Genomic DNA, 16,031 nt, shown 5'->3' on the forward strand with positions numbered 1-16,031 from the left:
GGCGGCAAAGACCGCATGGGAAAAGCGGGAATTGGCTCAGAGGGGGGAACTAATGGCGCGGTTTCACGATGGGTTATGGCTATCCGGGTTCGCGGTCGCGATCGCCACGGGTGCGGCGGCGGCCGAGAAGCCCGCGCTCCCCATCGACGAGATCGTCGTCACCGCGACCGGTTATGGCGAGGCCCGCGCCACGCATCCCGGCAATATCTCAAAAATCTCCGGCGACGAAATTCGCTTTGTGAAGGCGGAGCAGCCAGCCGAGCTTCTGAACCGCCTCCCCGGCGTCGACATCGAGCAGGGAAGCGGCGTCGAGCATCTGACCGCCATCCGCTCGCCCGTGCTCACCGGCACGGCCGGGGCAGGCTCCTTCCTCTATCTCGAGGACGGCGTGCCGATGCGCGCCGCCGGCTTTGCCAATGTCAACGAGCTGATGGACGCGCTGACCGAGGAGGCAGGCGCCATCGAAGTGGTGCGCGGGCCCGGCAGTGCGCTTTACGGCTCCAACGCCGAGCACGGCCTCGTCAACGTTCTGAGCCGCGCGCCCTCGGCGATGCCCGAAGGCGCGCTCACCGGCCTTGTCGGCTCGCATGGCGTGCGCGAACTCGACGGCACGGCCAGCACGACCGTCACCGACGGCGCCGCCCGCCACGGTTTCCGCGGCAGCTTCGTGCTGAAGGAGGATGGCGGCTTCCGCGACGCCTCCGGCTACAGCCAGGAGAAGGGCCAGTTCCGCTACGACTACACCGCGCCCGGCACGCGGGTGCGCTCGACACTCACCGCCGTCAACCTCAATCAGGAAACGGCGGGCTACGCCACGAGTTATACCGATCCCGCGATTTACGAGGGGAACGTCAATCCGGACGCCTATCGCGACGCCTGGGCCGTACGCGCCACCGCGCGCATCGAACGCGACCTCAGCGACAGTCAGACGCTCGCGCTCACGCCCTATATGCGCAAGAACGGTATGAACTTCCTGATGCACTTCCAGCCGGGCACGCCGGTCGAGGAGAACGGCCACTGGTCGGGCGGCCTCCTGACCAGCCTCGAGACGCGGCTTTCCGGCGGACACAAGATCATATTCGGCGTCGATACCGAGTATACGGACGGATATCTGAGCGAAATCCAGACGGCGCCCACGACTCTCGGGACCTATGTGCGAGGCACGCATTACGATTACGACGTGAAGTCGCTCGTCGTCGCGCCCTATCTCCACACCGTCTGGAGGCTGGACGACGCAACCCAGCTTACCGCCGGGCTTCGCTGGGAGCTGACGCGCTACGACTACACCAACAATACGGCCGACGGCGTCGCCGGACGCTTCCTGCGGCCCGCCGATCGCACCGACGACTTTTCAAATCTGACGCCGAAGCTCGGCCTCACTCATGTCTTCAGCGAGGAACTGATCGGCTTCGTCAATCTCGCCCGTGCCGCCCGCGCGCCGCAGACCGCCGATCTCTACCGCCTGCAAACCGGCCAGGACCCGAGCATTATCGAATCCGAGATTCTGGACAGTATCGAAGTGGGCGCACGCGGCGCGATCGGCAAGGCGCGTTACGAACTCTCCACCTATTTCATGAAGAAACGCAATTTCGCTTTCCGGGACTCGAACGGCGACAACATCACCGACGGCAAGACGAAGCATGTCGGCGTCGAAGCCGAACTCACGACGCCGCTCGCCTGGAATTTCGATCTCGCCGCCTCGGCGACCTATGCCCATCACACCTATGATTTCACCGACATCATCACGGGCTTCACGACCGAGACGATCCTGCCCGGCAACGACATCGACACGGCGCCGCGTATCGTCGCCAATGTGCGCCTTGGCTACGGGTTCCATGGCGATCGCGGACGAGCGGAGATCGAATGGGTGCATATGGGCGAATACTGGATGGACGCCGCCAATACCCAGCGCTATCCCGGCCACGATCTCTTCAATCTGCGCACCGACTACAGGCTGACCGAGAACCTCTCCATCTTCGGCAAGCTCGAAAACGTCTTCGACAAGCGTTATGCCGACCGGGCGGACTATTTCCGCACCGCCGCGCGCTATTTCCCCGGCGACGGCCGCGCTCTTTCCGCCGGTGCAACCGTTCGCTTCTGACAGCCGCATCAAAGTGAAGGGTGGACGGATCGCCGCCTTCCTCTAAGCTTCGGGGCCCATGCAGTTCATAATCGACATATGGCCGGCGCTCGCGGCTACCATCCAGTTCACGGCCATGGCGGGAACGGCGGCGCATGCCATGCTGACCAAGAGCGACGTCCGCTCGGCGGCGGGCTGGGTCGGCTTTATCCTCTTCGTGCCTTTTCTGGGCTGGCTCGTCTATCTCCTTTTCGGCGTCAACCGCATCCAGCGCCGCGCCCGCGAGCTGCGCGGCGTCCGCCGCGGCAAGGCGCTGCCCGCGCCCGTTCCCGTCGCGCGCGGCTCCCTTCCCGCCGAACAGGAGGAACAACGCAAGGAGCTCGAAAGCTTCGCGCGCTTCGGCCAGAAGGTGCTGGCGGAGAGTTTCGAGCCTGGCAACATGGTCGACGTCCTCACCAATGGCGACGAGGCCTATCCCGCCATGATCGAGGCGATCGACCGCGCCGCGCGTTCCATCGCCCTCTCGACCTACATCTTCAACAACGACAAGGCAGGCCTTCTCTTCGTCGAGGCGCTGACGCGCGCGGTCGGGCGCGGTGTGCGTGTGCGTCTTCTCATCGACGGCGTCGGCTCCTGGTATTCACAGCCATCGCTGATTCCGCTGCTTCGGGAGCGCGGCATCAATTATGCGCGCTTCCTGCATTCGTTCATGCCCTGGCAGATGCCCTATCTCAATATGCGCAACCACCAGAAGATCCTGGTGGTGGACGGCGAGCACGGCTTCACGGGCGGCATGAACATCGCCGTTGGCAATCTCGTCGGCCAGAATCCCGACAAGCCGATCCTCGATTATCACTTCAAGGTCGAAGGCCCCGTGGTCGCGCAGCTCATGCGGACCTTCGCGCATGAGTGGGAGTTCACCACCGGCGAAATCCTGAGTGGGCCCGACTGGTTTCCGCCGCTCGCCCACAAGGGCGATCTCGTCGCCCGCGCTCTGCCCGCCGGCCCCGATCTCGGCCTCAATCCGATCCGCTGGACGCTGCTCGGCGCGCTTTCGGAAGCGCGTCAGAGCATCCGCGTCGTGACGCCCTATTTCCTGCCGGACACGACGCTCGCCACCAATTTGTCGCTCGCCGCCATGCGCGGCGTCGATGTCGACATCATCCTGCCGGAAACCAACAATCTCTTCTTCGTCGACTGGGCGGCGACCCCGTCGCTCCTGTGGTTCATCGAGGCCGGCTGCCGCGTGTGGAAGACCGAAGGCCATTTCGAGCATTCCAAGCTGATGACGGTCGACGGCATCTGGTCGACGGTCGGCTCCGCCAATTGGGACGGCCGGAGCCTCCGTCTCAATTTCGAGCTCAACCTCGAATGCTACGGCAGTTCCTTCGCCCAGCGGCTCGACCGCATCATCGACGCCAAGATCGCGACGGCCAGGCCCGTGACCCTCGCCGACATAGCCGGGCGTCCGTTCCCTGAGAAACTCCGCGACGCGGCCGTCCGCCTCGCCTCGCCCTATCTCTGAACGCCCCTCCCCTGCGGCGTCACCGTCCTTGCGCCGCCATGGAGCCAAGCTAAACTTTGGGCGTATAGTCATTGTCCAGCGAGGGAGCGAGACACATGGCAGAGAAGAATGCGACCACGGCCGAGATCGCCGAGCTCCAGGCCGAAGTCGAACGCCTGACCAAGGCGCTCGAGGAGGCCAGGACCGCCATCGCCGAGGATACCGGCGCCGAGGTTCACGGCGCGCGCGAGGCGGCGGAGGAGATCGGCGAGCGCTTTCAGGAGGGCCTGTCGGACCTCCAGAAGCAGATCGGCGAAAATCCGGTGCCGAGCGCGCTCATCGCCTTCGGTATCGGTTTCCTTCTCGGCCGCGTCTTCACGCGATAGGAGCGATCCCATGCTCGATCCCACACCCAACATGCGCCGCCTCGCCGAGGCGGAACTCTTGCGCGCCGAGATCGAAGCGCGGCGCCTCGCCCGCCGCGCGGTCTGGATCGCCGTCGGGGTCCTTTTCGCGGCCCTCGCGCTCATCATGCTGACGGTCGCCGTCTTCCTAGCACTCGCCGAGATCTACGGCTTCACCTGGTCGGCCGCGATCACGGGGATGGGCCTCGTTCTCCTCGCGCTCATTTCGCTGCTGCTCGCCGGCCACAAGCAGCAGGGCCGCGCCGCCCGGCTCGAAATGGAGCTCGCCAATCGCGCCGTCGAAGATGCGCGGCGCGAAATCCGGCGAGATTTCGATATTTTCGAGAAGCGGATCGACGAACTCAGCATGGGCCTTCTCGGCATCTTCAAGGGGTCGACGGCGAACCTGCCGATCCTGACGCTGGTGCTCGGCGCCATCGCAGCGGTGAGCCCGGCGCTGCGCCGTTTCATCATGCCCTTCCTGAAAAGGACCGAACCGTGAAACGCGCCGCCTCCGCTTTCTGCGCCTTCCTCTTTCTCGGCGCCTGCGCGCAATCGACCGCGCCGCAGCCGACTGTCACGGAGAAGAAGCCGGAGCCGCTCATCCACGTTCCCGTCGACGATAGGGGCTCCGGGATCATCGGGCCGGGCGGCGGTGCCATCGCGGGCGCGGTGATCGCCGGCGCGGGCAGCGGCGCCAAGATCGGCATCCTGACGGGTCTCGCCATCGGCTATGCGGTCGGCGGTTCGAACGGCCCGACGCTGTCGGGCTTTCCGGCCTCGGAGCAGCGCCGCGCCATGGCGAAGGTGATGACCGTGCCCATCGGTGAAACCGTCCGCTGGCGAACGCCCACCGACCAGGCCTCGGGCGAGATCACGCCGGTCCGGGAATACCGCGACAAGAACGGCAATCGCTGCCGCGACTTCACCGAAACCCGGAGCGTCCGCGCGACGCACGGTTCGCTCAGCGGCACCGCCTGCCTTCCTGGATAAGTGTTGGTCTGATCGCAATTCCGACGAAAAATCACGTACCATCCCGTCGTGGGGACGCTGCAATGGGGGACGGCGTATGAGGAGACTGGGCGGGAGCGTCCTTGTCACGATTACCCTGCTCGTCATCTGGGCCGCGTTCGTCGCCGGCGGCGCGCGGGAGGGTTGGTGGCGCGCAATGTCCGCGGCGAACGGCGATAGCGCGGGTTTCCTCCGCTGGGCCGAAGGCCGATACGCGACTGAGTCGAAAGGCAACATAGCAATCGTATTGTTCGATGGCGGTCATGTTGCTGAAACTTTTTACGCCTCGCATGGCCGGCCGGTCGACGGCCATTCGCTCTTTCAGGTTGCCTCGATGAGCAAGTGGGTCACCGCTTGGGGCGTCATGGCTCTGGTCGAACAGCATCGCATCGATCTCGACGCGCCTGTGTCGCGATATCTTACTAGATGGCATTTGCCGCCGAGCGAATTCGACAATGACGCCGTTACAGTGCGCGGATTGCTCAGCCACACGGCGGGCCTGACCGACGGCCTGGGCTTTCGCGGATTTCCGCCGGGGCAAGCCTTGCCCCCGATCGAACAGGAATTAACGCGCGCAACCGACACGCTTCCGGGCGCAAGCGGCATGACACGCGTCGGCGCGTCGCCGGGGACAAACTGGCGCTATTCCGGCGGCGGCTATCTGCTGCTACAGCTTCTTGTCGAAGAGGTGACGCAGGAGACCTTCAACGACGCCATGCGCCGCCTGGTCTTTCAGCCTCTCGGGATGACGCAATCGACCTTCGTCGATCCGGATCCCACGCATCTGGTCGACTTCTACAATGCCGACGGATCGAAGGCGGTCCACTACAAGTTCACTGCGCTTGCCGCAGCTTCGCTTTATACGTCGGCTGACGATATGACCCGCTTTATCGCGGCGCAGTTCCCAGGAGCGAATAGCGCTCCGCCAGGCCGCGGTGTGTTGAGTCCCACGACGCTCGAAGCCATGCGGCGCCCGCAAGCCTTCCTCTTTGGCATGCCGGTCTGGGGATTGGGCGAAACCCTCTACGTGCCCAACGGGGCCGGTAGCTATGTGATCGGTCACGACGGCAACAATTACCCGGCGATCAACACCACGGCGCGCGTCGATCCTGCAACGGGCGACGGCATTCTCGTCCTCGAAACCGGCAACGCCACGCTTGCGCGGGAAATCGGTGGAGAATGGACGTTCTGGCGCAGGGGGACGGTCGGTCTCGACACGCTGGTGATGTTCGACCTGCGCGGTATCCTGATCCTCTTCGCGTCCGGCGCGCTGGTTATCCTGATCGGCGGCGTCACATGGTATCGCAGAGGACGATAGGGGTCGAAGCCTGACGATGCCTACACCGCTTCCACGATCAGCACACCGTCATTCTCGTCGGTAACGCGGACGCTTGCGCCGGCCGGCATATCGGGTCCCGAGGCGAGCCAGAGCGTATCGCCGATCTTGAGTTTGCCGCGTCCGTTGACGATCGCCTGTTCAAGCGCATAGGTGTGCCCGATATAGGTCCGCGCCCGCTGATTGAGCAACGGGCGGTCCGAGGCGATGGGGTGGCCGCCGAGATAGCGCCGCGAGGCCCAGACGGCGGCAACGGAGAGAACGGCAAAAAGTGCGACCTGGCCGGTCAATGGTATGTCGAAGACGAGGAGCAGCGCGCCGACGACCGCGGCTGCCGCCGCGAGCCAGACGAAGAAAATGCCGGGTACGACCAGCTCGATAATGCCGAGCACCGCGGCGATGATCCACCAGGCCCAAAGTCCGAATTCACCGAGCGACAAGCTGTCGGGCATGGATCAGTCTCCGCGCGACACGGGCGGCACGGCGCCCGACGGGCGCGGTCTGGGCGGGATGCCGGAGCCTCCTCCCGCCCCGCCGCCGAAAGCGTCGCGGGCAAGCTCGCCAATGCCGCCGATGGCACCGATGACGCTCGCCGCTTCGAGCGGCATCAGCACGAGTTTCTGATTGGGCGCGGCGGCGACATCCCTCAACGCATCGACATATTTCGTCGCGACGAAATAATTGAGCGCCTGAACGTTTCCGCTGGCAATGGCGTCGCTGACGACCTGCGTCGCCTTCGCTTCGGCTTCGGCGGCGCGTTCTCGCGCCTCGGCATCACGATAGGCGGCTTCGCGGCGCCCTTCGGCTTCGAGGATCGCCGCCTGCTTCTGGCCTTCGGCCGCCAGGATGGCCGCCTGCCGGCGCCCCTCGGCCTCGAGAATAGAGGCGCGCTTGTCGCGCTCGGCCTTCATCTGGCGCGCCATCGAATCGACGATGTCGCGCGGTGGGGCGATGTCCTTGATCTCGATACGCGTGACCTTGAGGCCCCAGGGATGGGTGGCTTCGTCGACGACGCCGAGCAGCCGCGCGTTGATCGCATCGCGCTGCGAGAGAAGCTCGTCCATGTCCATGCTGCCCATGACGGTACGGATGTTGGTCATGGTGAGGTTCAGCACCGCGATCTTGAGGTTTGTGACCTCGTAGGAAGCCTTGGCCGCGTCCAGCACCTGATAGAAGACGACGCCGTCCACCGTCACCATGGCATTGTCCCGCGTGATGACCTCCTGGCTCGGCACATCGAGCACCTGCTCCATCATGTTCACTTTGGAGCCGATCCCATCGATGAAGGGCGTGATGAGACCGAGGCCCGGCGTCAGGCTGTGCGTATAGCGGCCGAAACGCTCGACGGTATAGACATAGCCCTGCGGCACGACCTTGACCGACTTCGCTATGAAGATGATCGCCAGAAACAGAATGACGATGACGAAAGTTGTGCCGCCCAGCATTGGTGCCTCCCGTACTGCTCCCGAACCCGGCCATGACTATACAACATAACCGTGCATGCGGACGCCATGGATTCGGGCTAATCTCGCCCCATCAAACCGGAGATCGCTCATGAAACTTTATTCGTCGCCCACTTCACCTTTCGTCCGCAAGGTCCGTGTGGTCATTCGCGAGAAAGGTGCCGGCGACCTGGTGACGGAGGAAGTCGTGGTCGCGCGGCAGGATCCGCCCGCCCTTCATGCCGCCAATCCGCTCGGCAAGATCCCGGCGCTCGTCCTCGACGACGGCATGACGCTCTTCGACAGCCCGCTGATCTGCGAATATCTCGACACAACCTTGCCCGGACCGGTGCTTCTGCCGGCGGAAGGTCCTGACCGCTGGCGGGTGCTGCGACTACAGGCGGCGGCCGACGGGATTTCGGATGCCGCCGTGGCCATCGCCTATGAATTCCTGCGACCCGAGAACGAACGGTCTCCCGGCTGGGTCGAGCGCTGGCGCAACGCCATCATCCGCTCGCTCGATTTCCTCGAAGCCGAGACCGGCGCCTCGTTCAACTCGCTCGATCTCGGCCATATCGCGATCGGCGCGGCGCTCGGCTATCTCGACCTGCGCCACGGCGATCTCGGCTGGCGCGACGGACGGCCCAATCTCGAAGCCGTCTTCGACGCGCTGAGCGCCCGGCCGTCCTTCAGGGAAACCGGCGCCTCCTGAGGCTCCTCAGCGCCAGGGCTCGACGAGAATCTTGGCGTGAACCTCCGGGCTCGCGAGATCGGCGAAAGCCTGCTTCACGCCCTCGACGCCCACTTCCGCCGTGATCAGCGGCGCGACGTCGATCTCGCCTTCCGCGATGTGGCGCAGCGACTGCGAGAATTCGTCCGGCGAATAAGCCAGCACGAATTGCAGGTTGAGTTCCTTGTTGATCGCGAAGAAGGGCTCGAAGCGGTCCTGCTCCATGCAGACGCCGACGACGACGATGCGCGCGTTGCGCGGCGCGCCCTCGAGCATCTGCTGAATGACGCCGGGTACGCCGACGCATTCGAAGATCACGCCCGGGCGCATCTGCGGGCCGAGGCCCATCAGAGTCATCAGGTTCTGCGGATCGAAGCCCTCCGGCGTCGCTTCCTCGGCCCAGCGCTTGTAGGGCGAGTTCTGCGCCGGATCGACCACGATGTCGGCCCCCATCTTCTCGGCGAGTGCCCGTCGCGCCGGGCTGAAATCGGCGGCGATGATCGGGTGGACACCCGCGATCCTGAGACCGGCGATGACGGCGAGGCCGACCGGACCGCAACCGATGACGAGCGGAATGTCTTCCTTGGTCAGCCGCGCCTTCTGCACCGCATGCCAGCCGACCGCCATGGGTTCGGTCAGGGCCGCGTGCTCGGCGCTGAGGCCATTCGGCACCTCGAGCAGCAGCGCCTCGCTCAGGATCATCTGCTCGGCATAACCGCCCGGCATGTCGTTCGAATAGCCGATGGTCTTCACGCCGCCGCCGTCGATCACGATCGGGAAGGAGCAGACGCGGGTACCCGGCTTCAGCGTCTTCGCGGAACCCGGGCCATGATCGAGAATCTCGCCACAGAATTCATGGCCGAAAACGATGTCGCGCGTGAGATCCATGCTCGACTTCACGCCCTGACGCTCGGCGATTTCGACCATGCGCGGTGCGTGGTGAAAAGCGTGAAGGTCGGAGCCGCAGATACCGCAAGCCAGCGTCTTCACCAGCACCTGGCCGGCGGCGGGCTCGGGATCCGGCAGCGTGTCGACGACGAGATCGCCGTTGCGGAAGATGGCAGCGCGCATGGGGTTTCCTCCTCGGATTCGGTCGCGCGTCTGAGGCGCGCTTCAATATGATTTGGCGCTATGCAAGCAGGCGCAGCGGCCCCGCGCAAGCCCGCCGCGGCGGCGGGACGCGCGACGCAGCGTCAGAGGCGCTTTCCGGCGCGCCGGGCCCTGACATGGTTGGTCAGGGCGATGATGAAAATGGGCAGAGCGAGCACGAAGGTCACCGCGTTGCCGGCAATCAGCGCCGCGTCCCGGAGCATCAGGCCGTAGAGCAGCCAGCAGAGAACCCCCGTCACGAAACCGGCATACATCAAAACGGAGATGCCGTCGGTGTTGCGCGTCTTGATCGTTTTCAGCGCCTGCGGAAGAAAGGCGACGGTGGTGAGAAAAGCGGCAGCGTAACCGAGATACATGCGTTCCTGTTCCCAAGCGCGGCGTTGGCGTGGCTCTTTCCATAAAGGAGAATGCCGCCTCAGGAAACGACTATCCCCGCGGCGCCGCAGACAATGACGACGGCCCATGGCGGCGCTTTCGCCATGACGAGCATGGCCCAGGCGGCCGCCGCCAATGCCAGGTCGGCCGGGCCGTGGATCGCGGCTGTGATGACAGGCGTGTAGAGGGCGGCAGCAAGAATGCCGACGACCGCCGCATTGACGCCCATCAGCGCGGCGCGCGCGCCCGCGAGATGCGAAAGCCTGACCCAGAAGGGCATGACGCCCGGCACCAGCAGGAAGGAAGAGGCGAACATGCCGGCAAGGCAGATGGCCGCGCCCGTCAGCCCGCGCGGCCCCTGGTCGAGCGCGGCGCCGACATAGGCGGAGAAGGTGAAGAGCGGACCGGGCACGGCCTGCGCCGCGCCATAGCCCGCGAGGAAAGCATCGCGCGAGATGAAGCCGCGCGGCACGAGGTCGGTTTCGAGAAGCGGCAGCACGACATGGCCGCCGCCAAAGACAAGCGCGCCGGCGCGGTAGAAAATGTCGAACAGCTGAAGGCCCGCGCCGCCTTTCGCCGCAAGCGCCGGCAGCAGCACGAGAAGCGCGAAGAAGATCGCGATCAGGACCGCGCCGGCCCGCCGTCCGAGCGGGCTCGTCAGCGGCACATGCCGGCCGAGATCGCCGGGCTTCAGGAAGGCGAAGCCGATAAGGCCGCCCGCCAGCAGCACGCCGATCTGTCCGACCGTCGCCGGTATCAAAAGCACGATAATGGCGGCCAGTGCGGCCATCAGCCCGCGCGGCATGTCGGGCGTCAGCATGCGCGCCATCTGGATGACGGCCTGCGCGACGACGGCGACGGCGGCGATCATCAAGCCATGCGTCACGCCCTCCGCGATGGGGCCGCGCAGCGCCGTTGCGCCATAGGCCACCGCGACGAGGATCAAGGCGGAGGGAAGCGTAAAGGCGGTCCAGGCCGCCAGCATGCCCGGAAAGCCCGCCCGCATCAGGCCAAGGCCCATGCCGACCTGGCTGCTCGAGGGGCCGGGTAGAAACTGCGCCAGTGCGACGAGGTCCGCATAGGCACGGTCGTCGAGCCAATGGCGGCGCGCGACGAACTCCTCGCGGAAATAGCCGAGATGGGCGACGGGCCCACCGAAGGAAGTGAGGCCGAGCTTCAGGAAAGCCCGAAAGACTTCGATTGTGTTCCCCACTCTGGCGCCCCTCGCAGGCCAGCCCCCCGGCCTCTTCCCCTTGATAGCAACGTATTTGTCGCCATCAAGGCAAGAGTTGATGTCAGGCCGCCGTCCAGCCCTGCAGGATCGCTGCATCTTGACGGACGCGTTCGGGCGAGCCGAGCAATTGCCGGTCGAGGCCGATGCGCTTGAACCAGTAATGGAGGCCGAGAAGATCGGTGAAGCCCATGCCGCCATGAACCTCCGTCGCGGTCCGGGCGACGAAACGCCCGACTTCCGAAAGATGCGCCTTGGCGTGCGCGGCCATCAGCGAGCTTTCGGCGGGAATTTCGTCGAATGCATGGGCCGCGTACCAGATCAGGGAGCGGCCGGGCTCGAGCTCCGACGCCATTTCGGCGCACATGTGCTTCACCGCCTGGAAGGAGCCGATGACACGGCCGAACTGCTTGCGCTCCTTCGCGTAGTCGACGGCTTTTTCGATCATACGCCAGCCCGCGCCGAGCGTGTCGGCGGCGAGCATGACACGGCCTGCATCGAGCATGCGACGCGTCGTCGCCTGCGCATCGCCGGAGACGAGCGGCTCGGCCTCGACGTTGTGGAAGTCGAGTTCGCCGATCGAGCGCGTGAGGTCGATGGTGGTGAGCTGCGTCTTCCTCAGACCCTCGGCATCGCCCCAGACGAGATGGAGGCCGCCCGACGTGTCGCCAACGATGTAGAAATCCGCGCCGCCGAAATCGAGCACGAAAAGCGCCTTGCCGTTGAGCCTGCCGTTCGAGGCGGTGACGCCCGCGCCTTCCCGCGCGCCCGCGCCACGTTCGGAGATCGCAACCCCCGCGACGGCCTCGCCGCCCGCGAGCTTGGGCAGGAATGCCCGTTGTTGCGCAGGGCTGCCCGCGCCTGTGAATGCGAGCGGCGCCATGACCGAGGTTCCGATGAAGGGCACCGGCGCGACATGACGGCCGATCGCTTCCGCGATCAGCGCCGCGTCGAGAAGCTTCATCCCCATGCCGCCTTCATCCTCCGGCACGAGAATGCCCGGCACGCCGAGATCGACAAGCGCCGCCCGGATATCGGCGGCATAAGGCTCGCGCGCTTCCGCCGACTTCCGCACACGGTCGAGCGACGATACTTTCTCAAGCGTCCGGTCGACGCTGTCCTGCATCAATTTCTGGTCTTCCGACAGTCCGAATTCCATGACGATGCCCTCTTATGCTTTTGCGAGCTTCGGTTCCGCATTGTCCTTGGCGAGCTTGGGCTCGCGGGGCATGCCGAGGCCGCGCTCCGAAATGATGTTCTTCTGAATCTGGGCCGTGCCGCCGCCGATGATGAGGCCCAGGTCGAACATGTAGCGGTGCTGCCAGGCCCCTTGCGCGCGCAGATGCGGGCTCTCGCCATAAAGTACGCCGAGCTCGCCCAGCGCGTCGATCGCGAGCGCGGCGAGCTGATGATTGAGTTCGCAGCCCTGCAGCTTGACGATCAGACGGGCAATGCCCGGGTCTTCCTTCTTCGCCGAAGCCGTCAGGAGCCTGAGCCCGTGAAACTGCATCGCGTAGACACGGGCCTGCAATTGCAGCAGGCGATCGCGATAAAGCGGGTTGTCGATCAGCCGTTCGCCGTCGAGCGTTTCGCGATGCATCAGCTCGACGATTTCCTTCAGGCGCGATCCCGCCTGATTGGGATCGCCCAGCATGCCGCGCTCATGCTTCAAGGTTGCGTTGGCGACGAACCAGCCCTGACCGCGACCGGCAACGATATCCTTCTTCGGCACGCGCACGTCGGTGAAGAAGACTTCGTTGAATTCGGCATGTCCGGTCATGGTGACGAGCGGACGGACCTCGATGCCCGGCGTCTTCATCGAGAAGATCAGATAGGAAATGCCCTCATGCTTCGGCTTGTCGGGCTCGGTGCGCACGAGGCAGAAGATCATATCGGCGGCATGGGCCGTCGATGTCCATATTTTCTGGCCATTGATGACGAAATCGTCGCCGTCCTCGACCGCCTTCGTCTGCAGCGAGGCGAGATCGGAGCCCGAGCCCGGCTCCGAATAGCCCTGGCACCAGACGACCTCGCCTTTCAGCGTCGGCTCGATCCATTTCTTCTTCTGTTCTTCCGTCCCGAGCTCGAGCAGCGTCGGCACCAGCATCGAGACGCCCTGGTTCGCGATCCCCATCGGCATCCGCGCATTGGCGAATTCCTCGGCGATGATGCGTGACTTCAGGATGTCGGGCTCGGCGCCGTAGCCGCCATATTGCTTGGGGATGGTGCGCGCCGCGTATCCATGCTCGATCAGCAGGCGCTGCCAGGCCACGACTTCGTCCGATGGGCGCGAAACGCCGAAGCGACGCGGCGCCTTGTCGCTATTCGCCGCTAGGAAGTCGCGTACCTCCTGGCGAAAGGCTTCGTATTCCGGCCCGTAGGCGAGATCCATGACGTCCTCCTGTGGCTCGACGGCGCCGTTCCCGGCCCGTTGGCCGGATGGCACGCTTCTCGTTGGCCCGCGAGTGTAGCGCCGGAAATGAAGGCGTCCAGCCGCGTGCATGACAGGCCGGGAAGACAAGGCGAACCTTGCGTCAAAGCCAAACCTTGCCTCAAAGAATGGGGATCAGGCCGCGGAGCCGCCGCGCAGCGGGAGCGGCACGCTTGGAACGACAGCTGTCGCATTGCGAATGGCGGCATCGGGGTGAAGGCCGTTCGGCGCGTGGCGGAGGAAGAGTTCGAATTCCGCCGCCGGCATCGGCCGGCCGAGGAAATAGCCTTGCGCCTCGTCGCAACCGAGGTTGCGCAGGATTTCGAGCTGCTCCGCGTCCTCGACGCCTTCCGCGAGCACGTTGACGCTCAGGCTGTGGGCGAGGTCGATGATGACTTTCGGGATCACCTTGCCGTCGCGGAGATCCGCGATGTCGCGCACGAAGCTGCGGTCGATCTTCAACCGCTTCACGGGGAAGCGTTTCAGATAGGCGAGCGAGGAATAGCCGGTGCCGAAATCGTCGATGCCGATGCCGACGCCGAGGCTGCGCAGCCGGCGCAGCGTGCCGATGACCACATCGACGTCGCGCATCACCATGCTCTCGGTCACTTCCAGCTCGAGATATTGCGGCGATATCTGATGGCGCACCAGCGTGTTCGCGACGATGTCGGTGAGGTCGGGGCGACGAAGATCGACGGCCGAGACGTTGACGGCGATGCCGATTTTCGGAAGGCCCGCATCCTGCCAGGTGCGGTTCTGACGGCAGGCCTCTTCCAGCACCCACTTCGTCACTTCGGCGATGAAGCCGCAGCGCTCGGCGACCGGGATGAAGAGATCGGGCGCGACCAGGCCGCGCTCGGGGTGCTGCCAGCGGATCAGCGCCTCGGCGCCGCTGATGCGGCCGGTGCGGATATCGACCTTGGGCTGGTAGAAGAGGACGAACTGCTTTTGCGACAGGGCGACCCGCAGATCGCGCTCGATCGAATTGCGCTCCATGGCGCGCAGATGCAGTTCATGGCGATAGAGAATGCAGGCGCTCGCGCCTTCGAGCTTGGCGCGCGACAGTGCGAGGTCGGCGTTCTTCATCAGCACGTCGGGGTCGCGGCCGTCCTGCGGATAGATGGTCAGGCCGACACATGCCGTCTGGTGGATTTCATGGGCGCCGATGCGGAAAGGCGCGCCGACCGCGCGGATGAAGCGAGTGGCATATTCGACGGCTTCCTCGGGGCCGGATATTCCGGTGAGGATGACGCCGAATTCATCGGCGCCGAGGCGAGCCATGGCATCGCCGCCGCGATGGCAGTTTTTCAGGATTTCGGCAGTTCGCTGGAGAATGACATCGCCTGAATCGTGTCCGAGCGTGTCGTTGATGTCCTTGAACTTGTCGAGATTGAGGATCATCACCGCGACCGCGCCGTGGTCGGCCGCGAGTTCCTGCGCAAGACGCATCTTGAAATGCGCGCGGTTGCCGAGTCCGGTCAGACTATCGGTGCGCGCGAGAAGAGCGATGCGGGACTCGTTCTCGTTCGTCATCTGGAAAGCTTCGCCGAGAGCGGCGGCGACGATCGCGATCTCGTCGCGCGGTCCCTTCGGCGTCGTGAATTTCGTCGCGCCGCGACGCTCGGCGTAATCGCGCAGGATTTCTATCGGCGCGATGACGAGACGTTGCATCATAAGAAAGATCGTCACCACCGAGACGATCGCGGCGGCGGCGAGCCAGACGACGATGCTCCAGGCGGTCTGTTGCAGACCTGTGAGCGTGGCATCGACATTCACCCGAAAGAACAGCTTTCTGGCCTCCCCGGCGGAGGGGGACGTCACCGGCATCATGAAATCGGCGAATTTGGCGTCCGCCGAGGGCAGGCGCTCGAGTTGCTTCACGCTCACCGCGAATTCCCGCCGCACAGCTGGATCCGGAAGATCGATTGCGGATAGCCCACGCCATTCTGGGCGGGAGACGGCAAGGATATTGTTCCCGGAATCGAGAATGGCGACCAGATCGACGCGGGAGGAGCCCGAAACGGCATCGACGATGAACTGAAGATCGGACGGTGCACGGGCATGCCGGATCGAATTGCCAAGCACCTCTCCGAGAGAGGTCGCGCGCGCCTTGATGAGCGTCTCGACCTGGCTGGTATAGAGATGCAGCACAAACACGCCGCTCAGCACGACCAGGCCCACGCCGGCGGCAGTCAGCGTCACGAACACCTTGATACGGAGGGCGAGAAAGGCGCCGCTCAGGCTTGCCGCCCGGGCGATGCACCATGCCCGGGCCACGGCGATGAAGCCGGCATTGCGCTTTGGGCGCGACTGGTCGTCGGCCATCGGCGACGCGACATCCCTGCCGCGTCCGGCGTCGCGATGTATGACCGCCCGC

General features: G+C 64.9%; 15 protein-coding genes. 7 read left to right on the forward strand and 8 right to left on the reverse strand.

Annotated elements, in window-relative coordinates; genetic code table 11:
• Positions 1 to 52: 52 nt before the first annotated feature.
• The 6 genes from VMR03_RS09305 (at position 53) to VMR03_RS09330 (ending at position 6,317) form a co-directional block, all read left to right on the forward strand.
• On the forward strand, positions 53 to 2,101 hold the full coding sequence (locus VMR03_RS09305) for a TonB-dependent receptor (protein ID WP_325404481.1): 2,049 nt from the start codon (positions 53 to 55) through the stop codon (positions 2,099 to 2,101).
• A gap of 58 nt (positions 2,102 to 2,159) precedes the next feature.
• Positions 2,160 to 3,605, forward strand: coding sequence for a phospholipase D-like domain-containing protein (locus tag VMR03_RS09310; RefSeq protein WP_325404483.1), 1,446 nt, complete (start codon positions 2,160 to 2,162; stop codon positions 3,603 to 3,605).
• Between the two features lie 95 nt (positions 3,606 to 3,700).
• A complete protein-coding gene (locus VMR03_RS09315) occupies positions 3,701 to 3,970 on the forward strand; it encodes a hypothetical protein (RefSeq protein WP_325404485.1) in 270 nt (89 codons plus the stop codon).
• 10 nt (positions 3,971 to 3,980) lie between these two features.
• Positions 3,981 to 4,490, forward strand: coding sequence for a phage holin family protein (locus VMR03_RS09320; RefSeq protein WP_325404487.1), 510 nt, complete (start codon positions 3,981 to 3,983; stop codon positions 4,488 to 4,490).
• Positions 4,487 to 4,981, forward strand: a complete 495-nt coding sequence (locus VMR03_RS09325) for an RT0821/Lpp0805 family surface protein (protein WP_325404489.1) — start codon at positions 4,487 to 4,489, stop codon at positions 4,979 to 4,981. The genes VMR03_RS09320 and VMR03_RS09325 overlap by 4 nt, the downstream gene beginning before the upstream one ends.
• 76 nt (positions 4,982 to 5,057) lie before the next feature.
• Complete coding sequence (locus VMR03_RS09330; protein WP_325404491.1) at positions 5,058 to 6,317, forward strand: serine hydrolase domain-containing protein; 1,260 nt, start codon at positions 5,058 to 5,060, stop codon at positions 6,315 to 6,317.
• Positions 6,318 to 6,337: 20 nt separating this feature from the next.
• On the opposite strand, the gene VMR03_RS09335 is transcribed toward VMR03_RS09330, so the two are convergent.
• Both VMR03_RS09335 and VMR03_RS09340 read right to left on the reverse strand, forming a co-directional pair.
• Entirely contained in the window at positions 6,338 to 6,787 is a 450-nt protein-coding gene (locus VMR03_RS09335) for an NfeD family protein (RefSeq protein ID WP_325404493.1), read from the reverse strand.
• Positions 6,788 to 6,790: 3 nt separating this feature from the next.
• Complete coding sequence (locus VMR03_RS09340; protein WP_325404495.1) at positions 6,791 to 7,780, reverse strand: SPFH domain-containing protein; 990 nt, start codon at positions 7,778 to 7,780, stop codon at positions 6,791 to 6,793.
• Between the two features lie 109 nt (positions 7,781 to 7,889).
• Here VMR03_RS09340 and VMR03_RS09345 point away from each other — a divergent pair, with 109 nt between their 5' ends.
• Positions 7,890 to 8,489 carry a glutathione S-transferase N-terminal domain-containing protein gene (locus tag VMR03_RS09345; RefSeq protein WP_325404497.1) on the forward strand — a complete coding sequence of 200 codons (600 nt, stop codon included), beginning with the start codon at positions 7,890 to 7,892 and terminating at the stop codon, positions 8,487 to 8,489.
• Between the two features lie 6 nt (positions 8,490 to 8,495).
• Here the strand turns inward: VMR03_RS09345 and VMR03_RS09350 are convergent, their stop codons facing one another.
• From VMR03_RS09350 to VMR03_RS09375, 6 genes are all read right to left on the reverse strand, one after another.
• Positions 8,496 to 9,578 (reverse strand): zinc-binding dehydrogenase, encoded by a 1,083-nt coding sequence (locus tag VMR03_RS09350; RefSeq protein WP_325404499.1) that lies wholly within the window; start codon positions 9,576 to 9,578, stop codon positions 8,496 to 8,498.
• A 122-nt stretch (positions 9,579 to 9,700) separates the two neighbouring features.
• Complete coding sequence (locus VMR03_RS09355) at positions 9,701 to 9,973, reverse strand: SemiSWEET transporter (protein WP_325404501.1); 273 nt, start codon at positions 9,971 to 9,973, stop codon at positions 9,701 to 9,703.
• Positions 9,974 to 10,032: 59 nt separating this feature from the next.
• Positions 10,033 to 11,205, reverse strand: a complete 1,173-nt coding sequence (gene chrA / locus VMR03_RS09360) for a chromate efflux transporter (RefSeq protein WP_325404503.1) — start codon at positions 11,203 to 11,205, stop codon at positions 10,033 to 10,035.
• A gap of 82 nt (positions 11,206 to 11,287) precedes the next feature.
• Entirely contained in the window at positions 11,288 to 12,382 is a 1,095-nt protein-coding gene (locus tag VMR03_RS09365; RefSeq protein WP_325404505.1) for an acyl-CoA dehydrogenase family protein, read from the reverse strand.
• Between the two features lie 12 nt (positions 12,383 to 12,394).
• Positions 12,395 to 13,615, reverse strand: a complete 1,221-nt coding sequence (locus tag VMR03_RS09370; RefSeq protein WP_325404507.1) for an acyl-CoA dehydrogenase family protein — start codon at positions 13,613 to 13,615, stop codon at positions 12,395 to 12,397.
• 174 nt (positions 13,616 to 13,789) lie between these two features.
• The gene (locus VMR03_RS09375) at positions 13,790 to 15,979 is read right to left on the reverse strand and encodes a putative bifunctional diguanylate cyclase/phosphodiesterase (protein WP_325404509.1); all 2,190 of its coding nucleotides are present in this window, start codon (positions 15,977 to 15,979) and stop codon (positions 13,790 to 13,792) included.
• Positions 15,980 to 16,031: the final 52 nt, after the last annotated feature.

Source organism: Parvibaculum sp., assembly GCF_035511255.1.
Lineage (GTDB): Bacteria > Pseudomonadota > Alphaproteobacteria > Parvibaculales > Parvibaculaceae > Parvibaculum.

What these genes read in the sequence shown, in the direction of transcription:
- VMR03_RS09305 (WP_325404481.1), top strand. Translation starts at nt 53, where the DNA reads ATGGCGCGGTTTCACGATGGGTTATGGCTATCCGGGTTCGCGGTCGCG.
- VMR03_RS09310 (WP_325404483.1), top strand. Translation starts at nt 2,160, where the DNA reads ATGCAGTTCATAATCGACATATGGCCGGCGCTCGCGGCTACCATCCAG.
- VMR03_RS09315 (WP_325404485.1), top strand. Translation starts at nt 3,701, where the DNA reads ATGGCAGAGAAGAATGCGACCACGGCCGAGATCGCCGAGCTCCAGGCC.
- VMR03_RS09320 (WP_325404487.1), top strand. Translation starts at nt 3,981, where the DNA reads ATGCTCGATCCCACACCCAACATGCGCCGCCTCGCCGAGGCGGAACTC.
- VMR03_RS09330 (WP_325404491.1), top strand. Translation starts at nt 5,058, where the DNA reads ATGAGGAGACTGGGCGGGAGCGTCCTTGTCACGATTACCCTGCTCGTC.
- VMR03_RS09335 (WP_325404493.1), bottom strand. Translation starts at nt 6,787, where the DNA reads ATGCCCGACAGCTTGTCGCTCGGTGAATTCGGACTTTGGGCCTGGTGG.
- VMR03_RS09340 (WP_325404495.1), bottom strand. Translation starts at nt 7,780, where the DNA reads ATGCTGGGCGGCACAACTTTCGTCATCGTCATTCTGTTTCTGGCGATC.
- VMR03_RS09345 (WP_325404497.1), top strand. Translation starts at nt 7,890, where the DNA reads ATGAAACTTTATTCGTCGCCCACTTCACCTTTCGTCCGCAAGGTCCGT.
- VMR03_RS09350 (WP_325404499.1), bottom strand. Translation starts at nt 9,578, where the DNA reads ATGCGCGCTGCCATCTTCCGCAACGGCGATCTCGTCGTCGACACGCTG.
- VMR03_RS09355 (WP_325404501.1), bottom strand. Translation starts at nt 9,973, where the DNA reads ATGTATCTCGGTTACGCTGCCGCTTTTCTCACCACCGTCGCCTTTCTT.
- VMR03_RS09365 (WP_325404505.1), bottom strand. Translation starts at nt 12,382, where the DNA reads ATGGAATTCGGACTGTCGGAAGACCAGAAATTGATGCAGGACAGCGTC.
- VMR03_RS09370 (WP_325404507.1), bottom strand. Translation starts at nt 13,615, where the DNA reads ATGGATCTCGCCTACGGGCCGGAATACGAAGCCTTTCGCCAGGAGGTA.
- VMR03_RS09375 (WP_325404509.1), bottom strand. Translation starts at nt 15,979, where the DNA reads ATGGCCGACGACCAGTCGCGCCCAAAGCGCAATGCCGGCTTCATCGCC.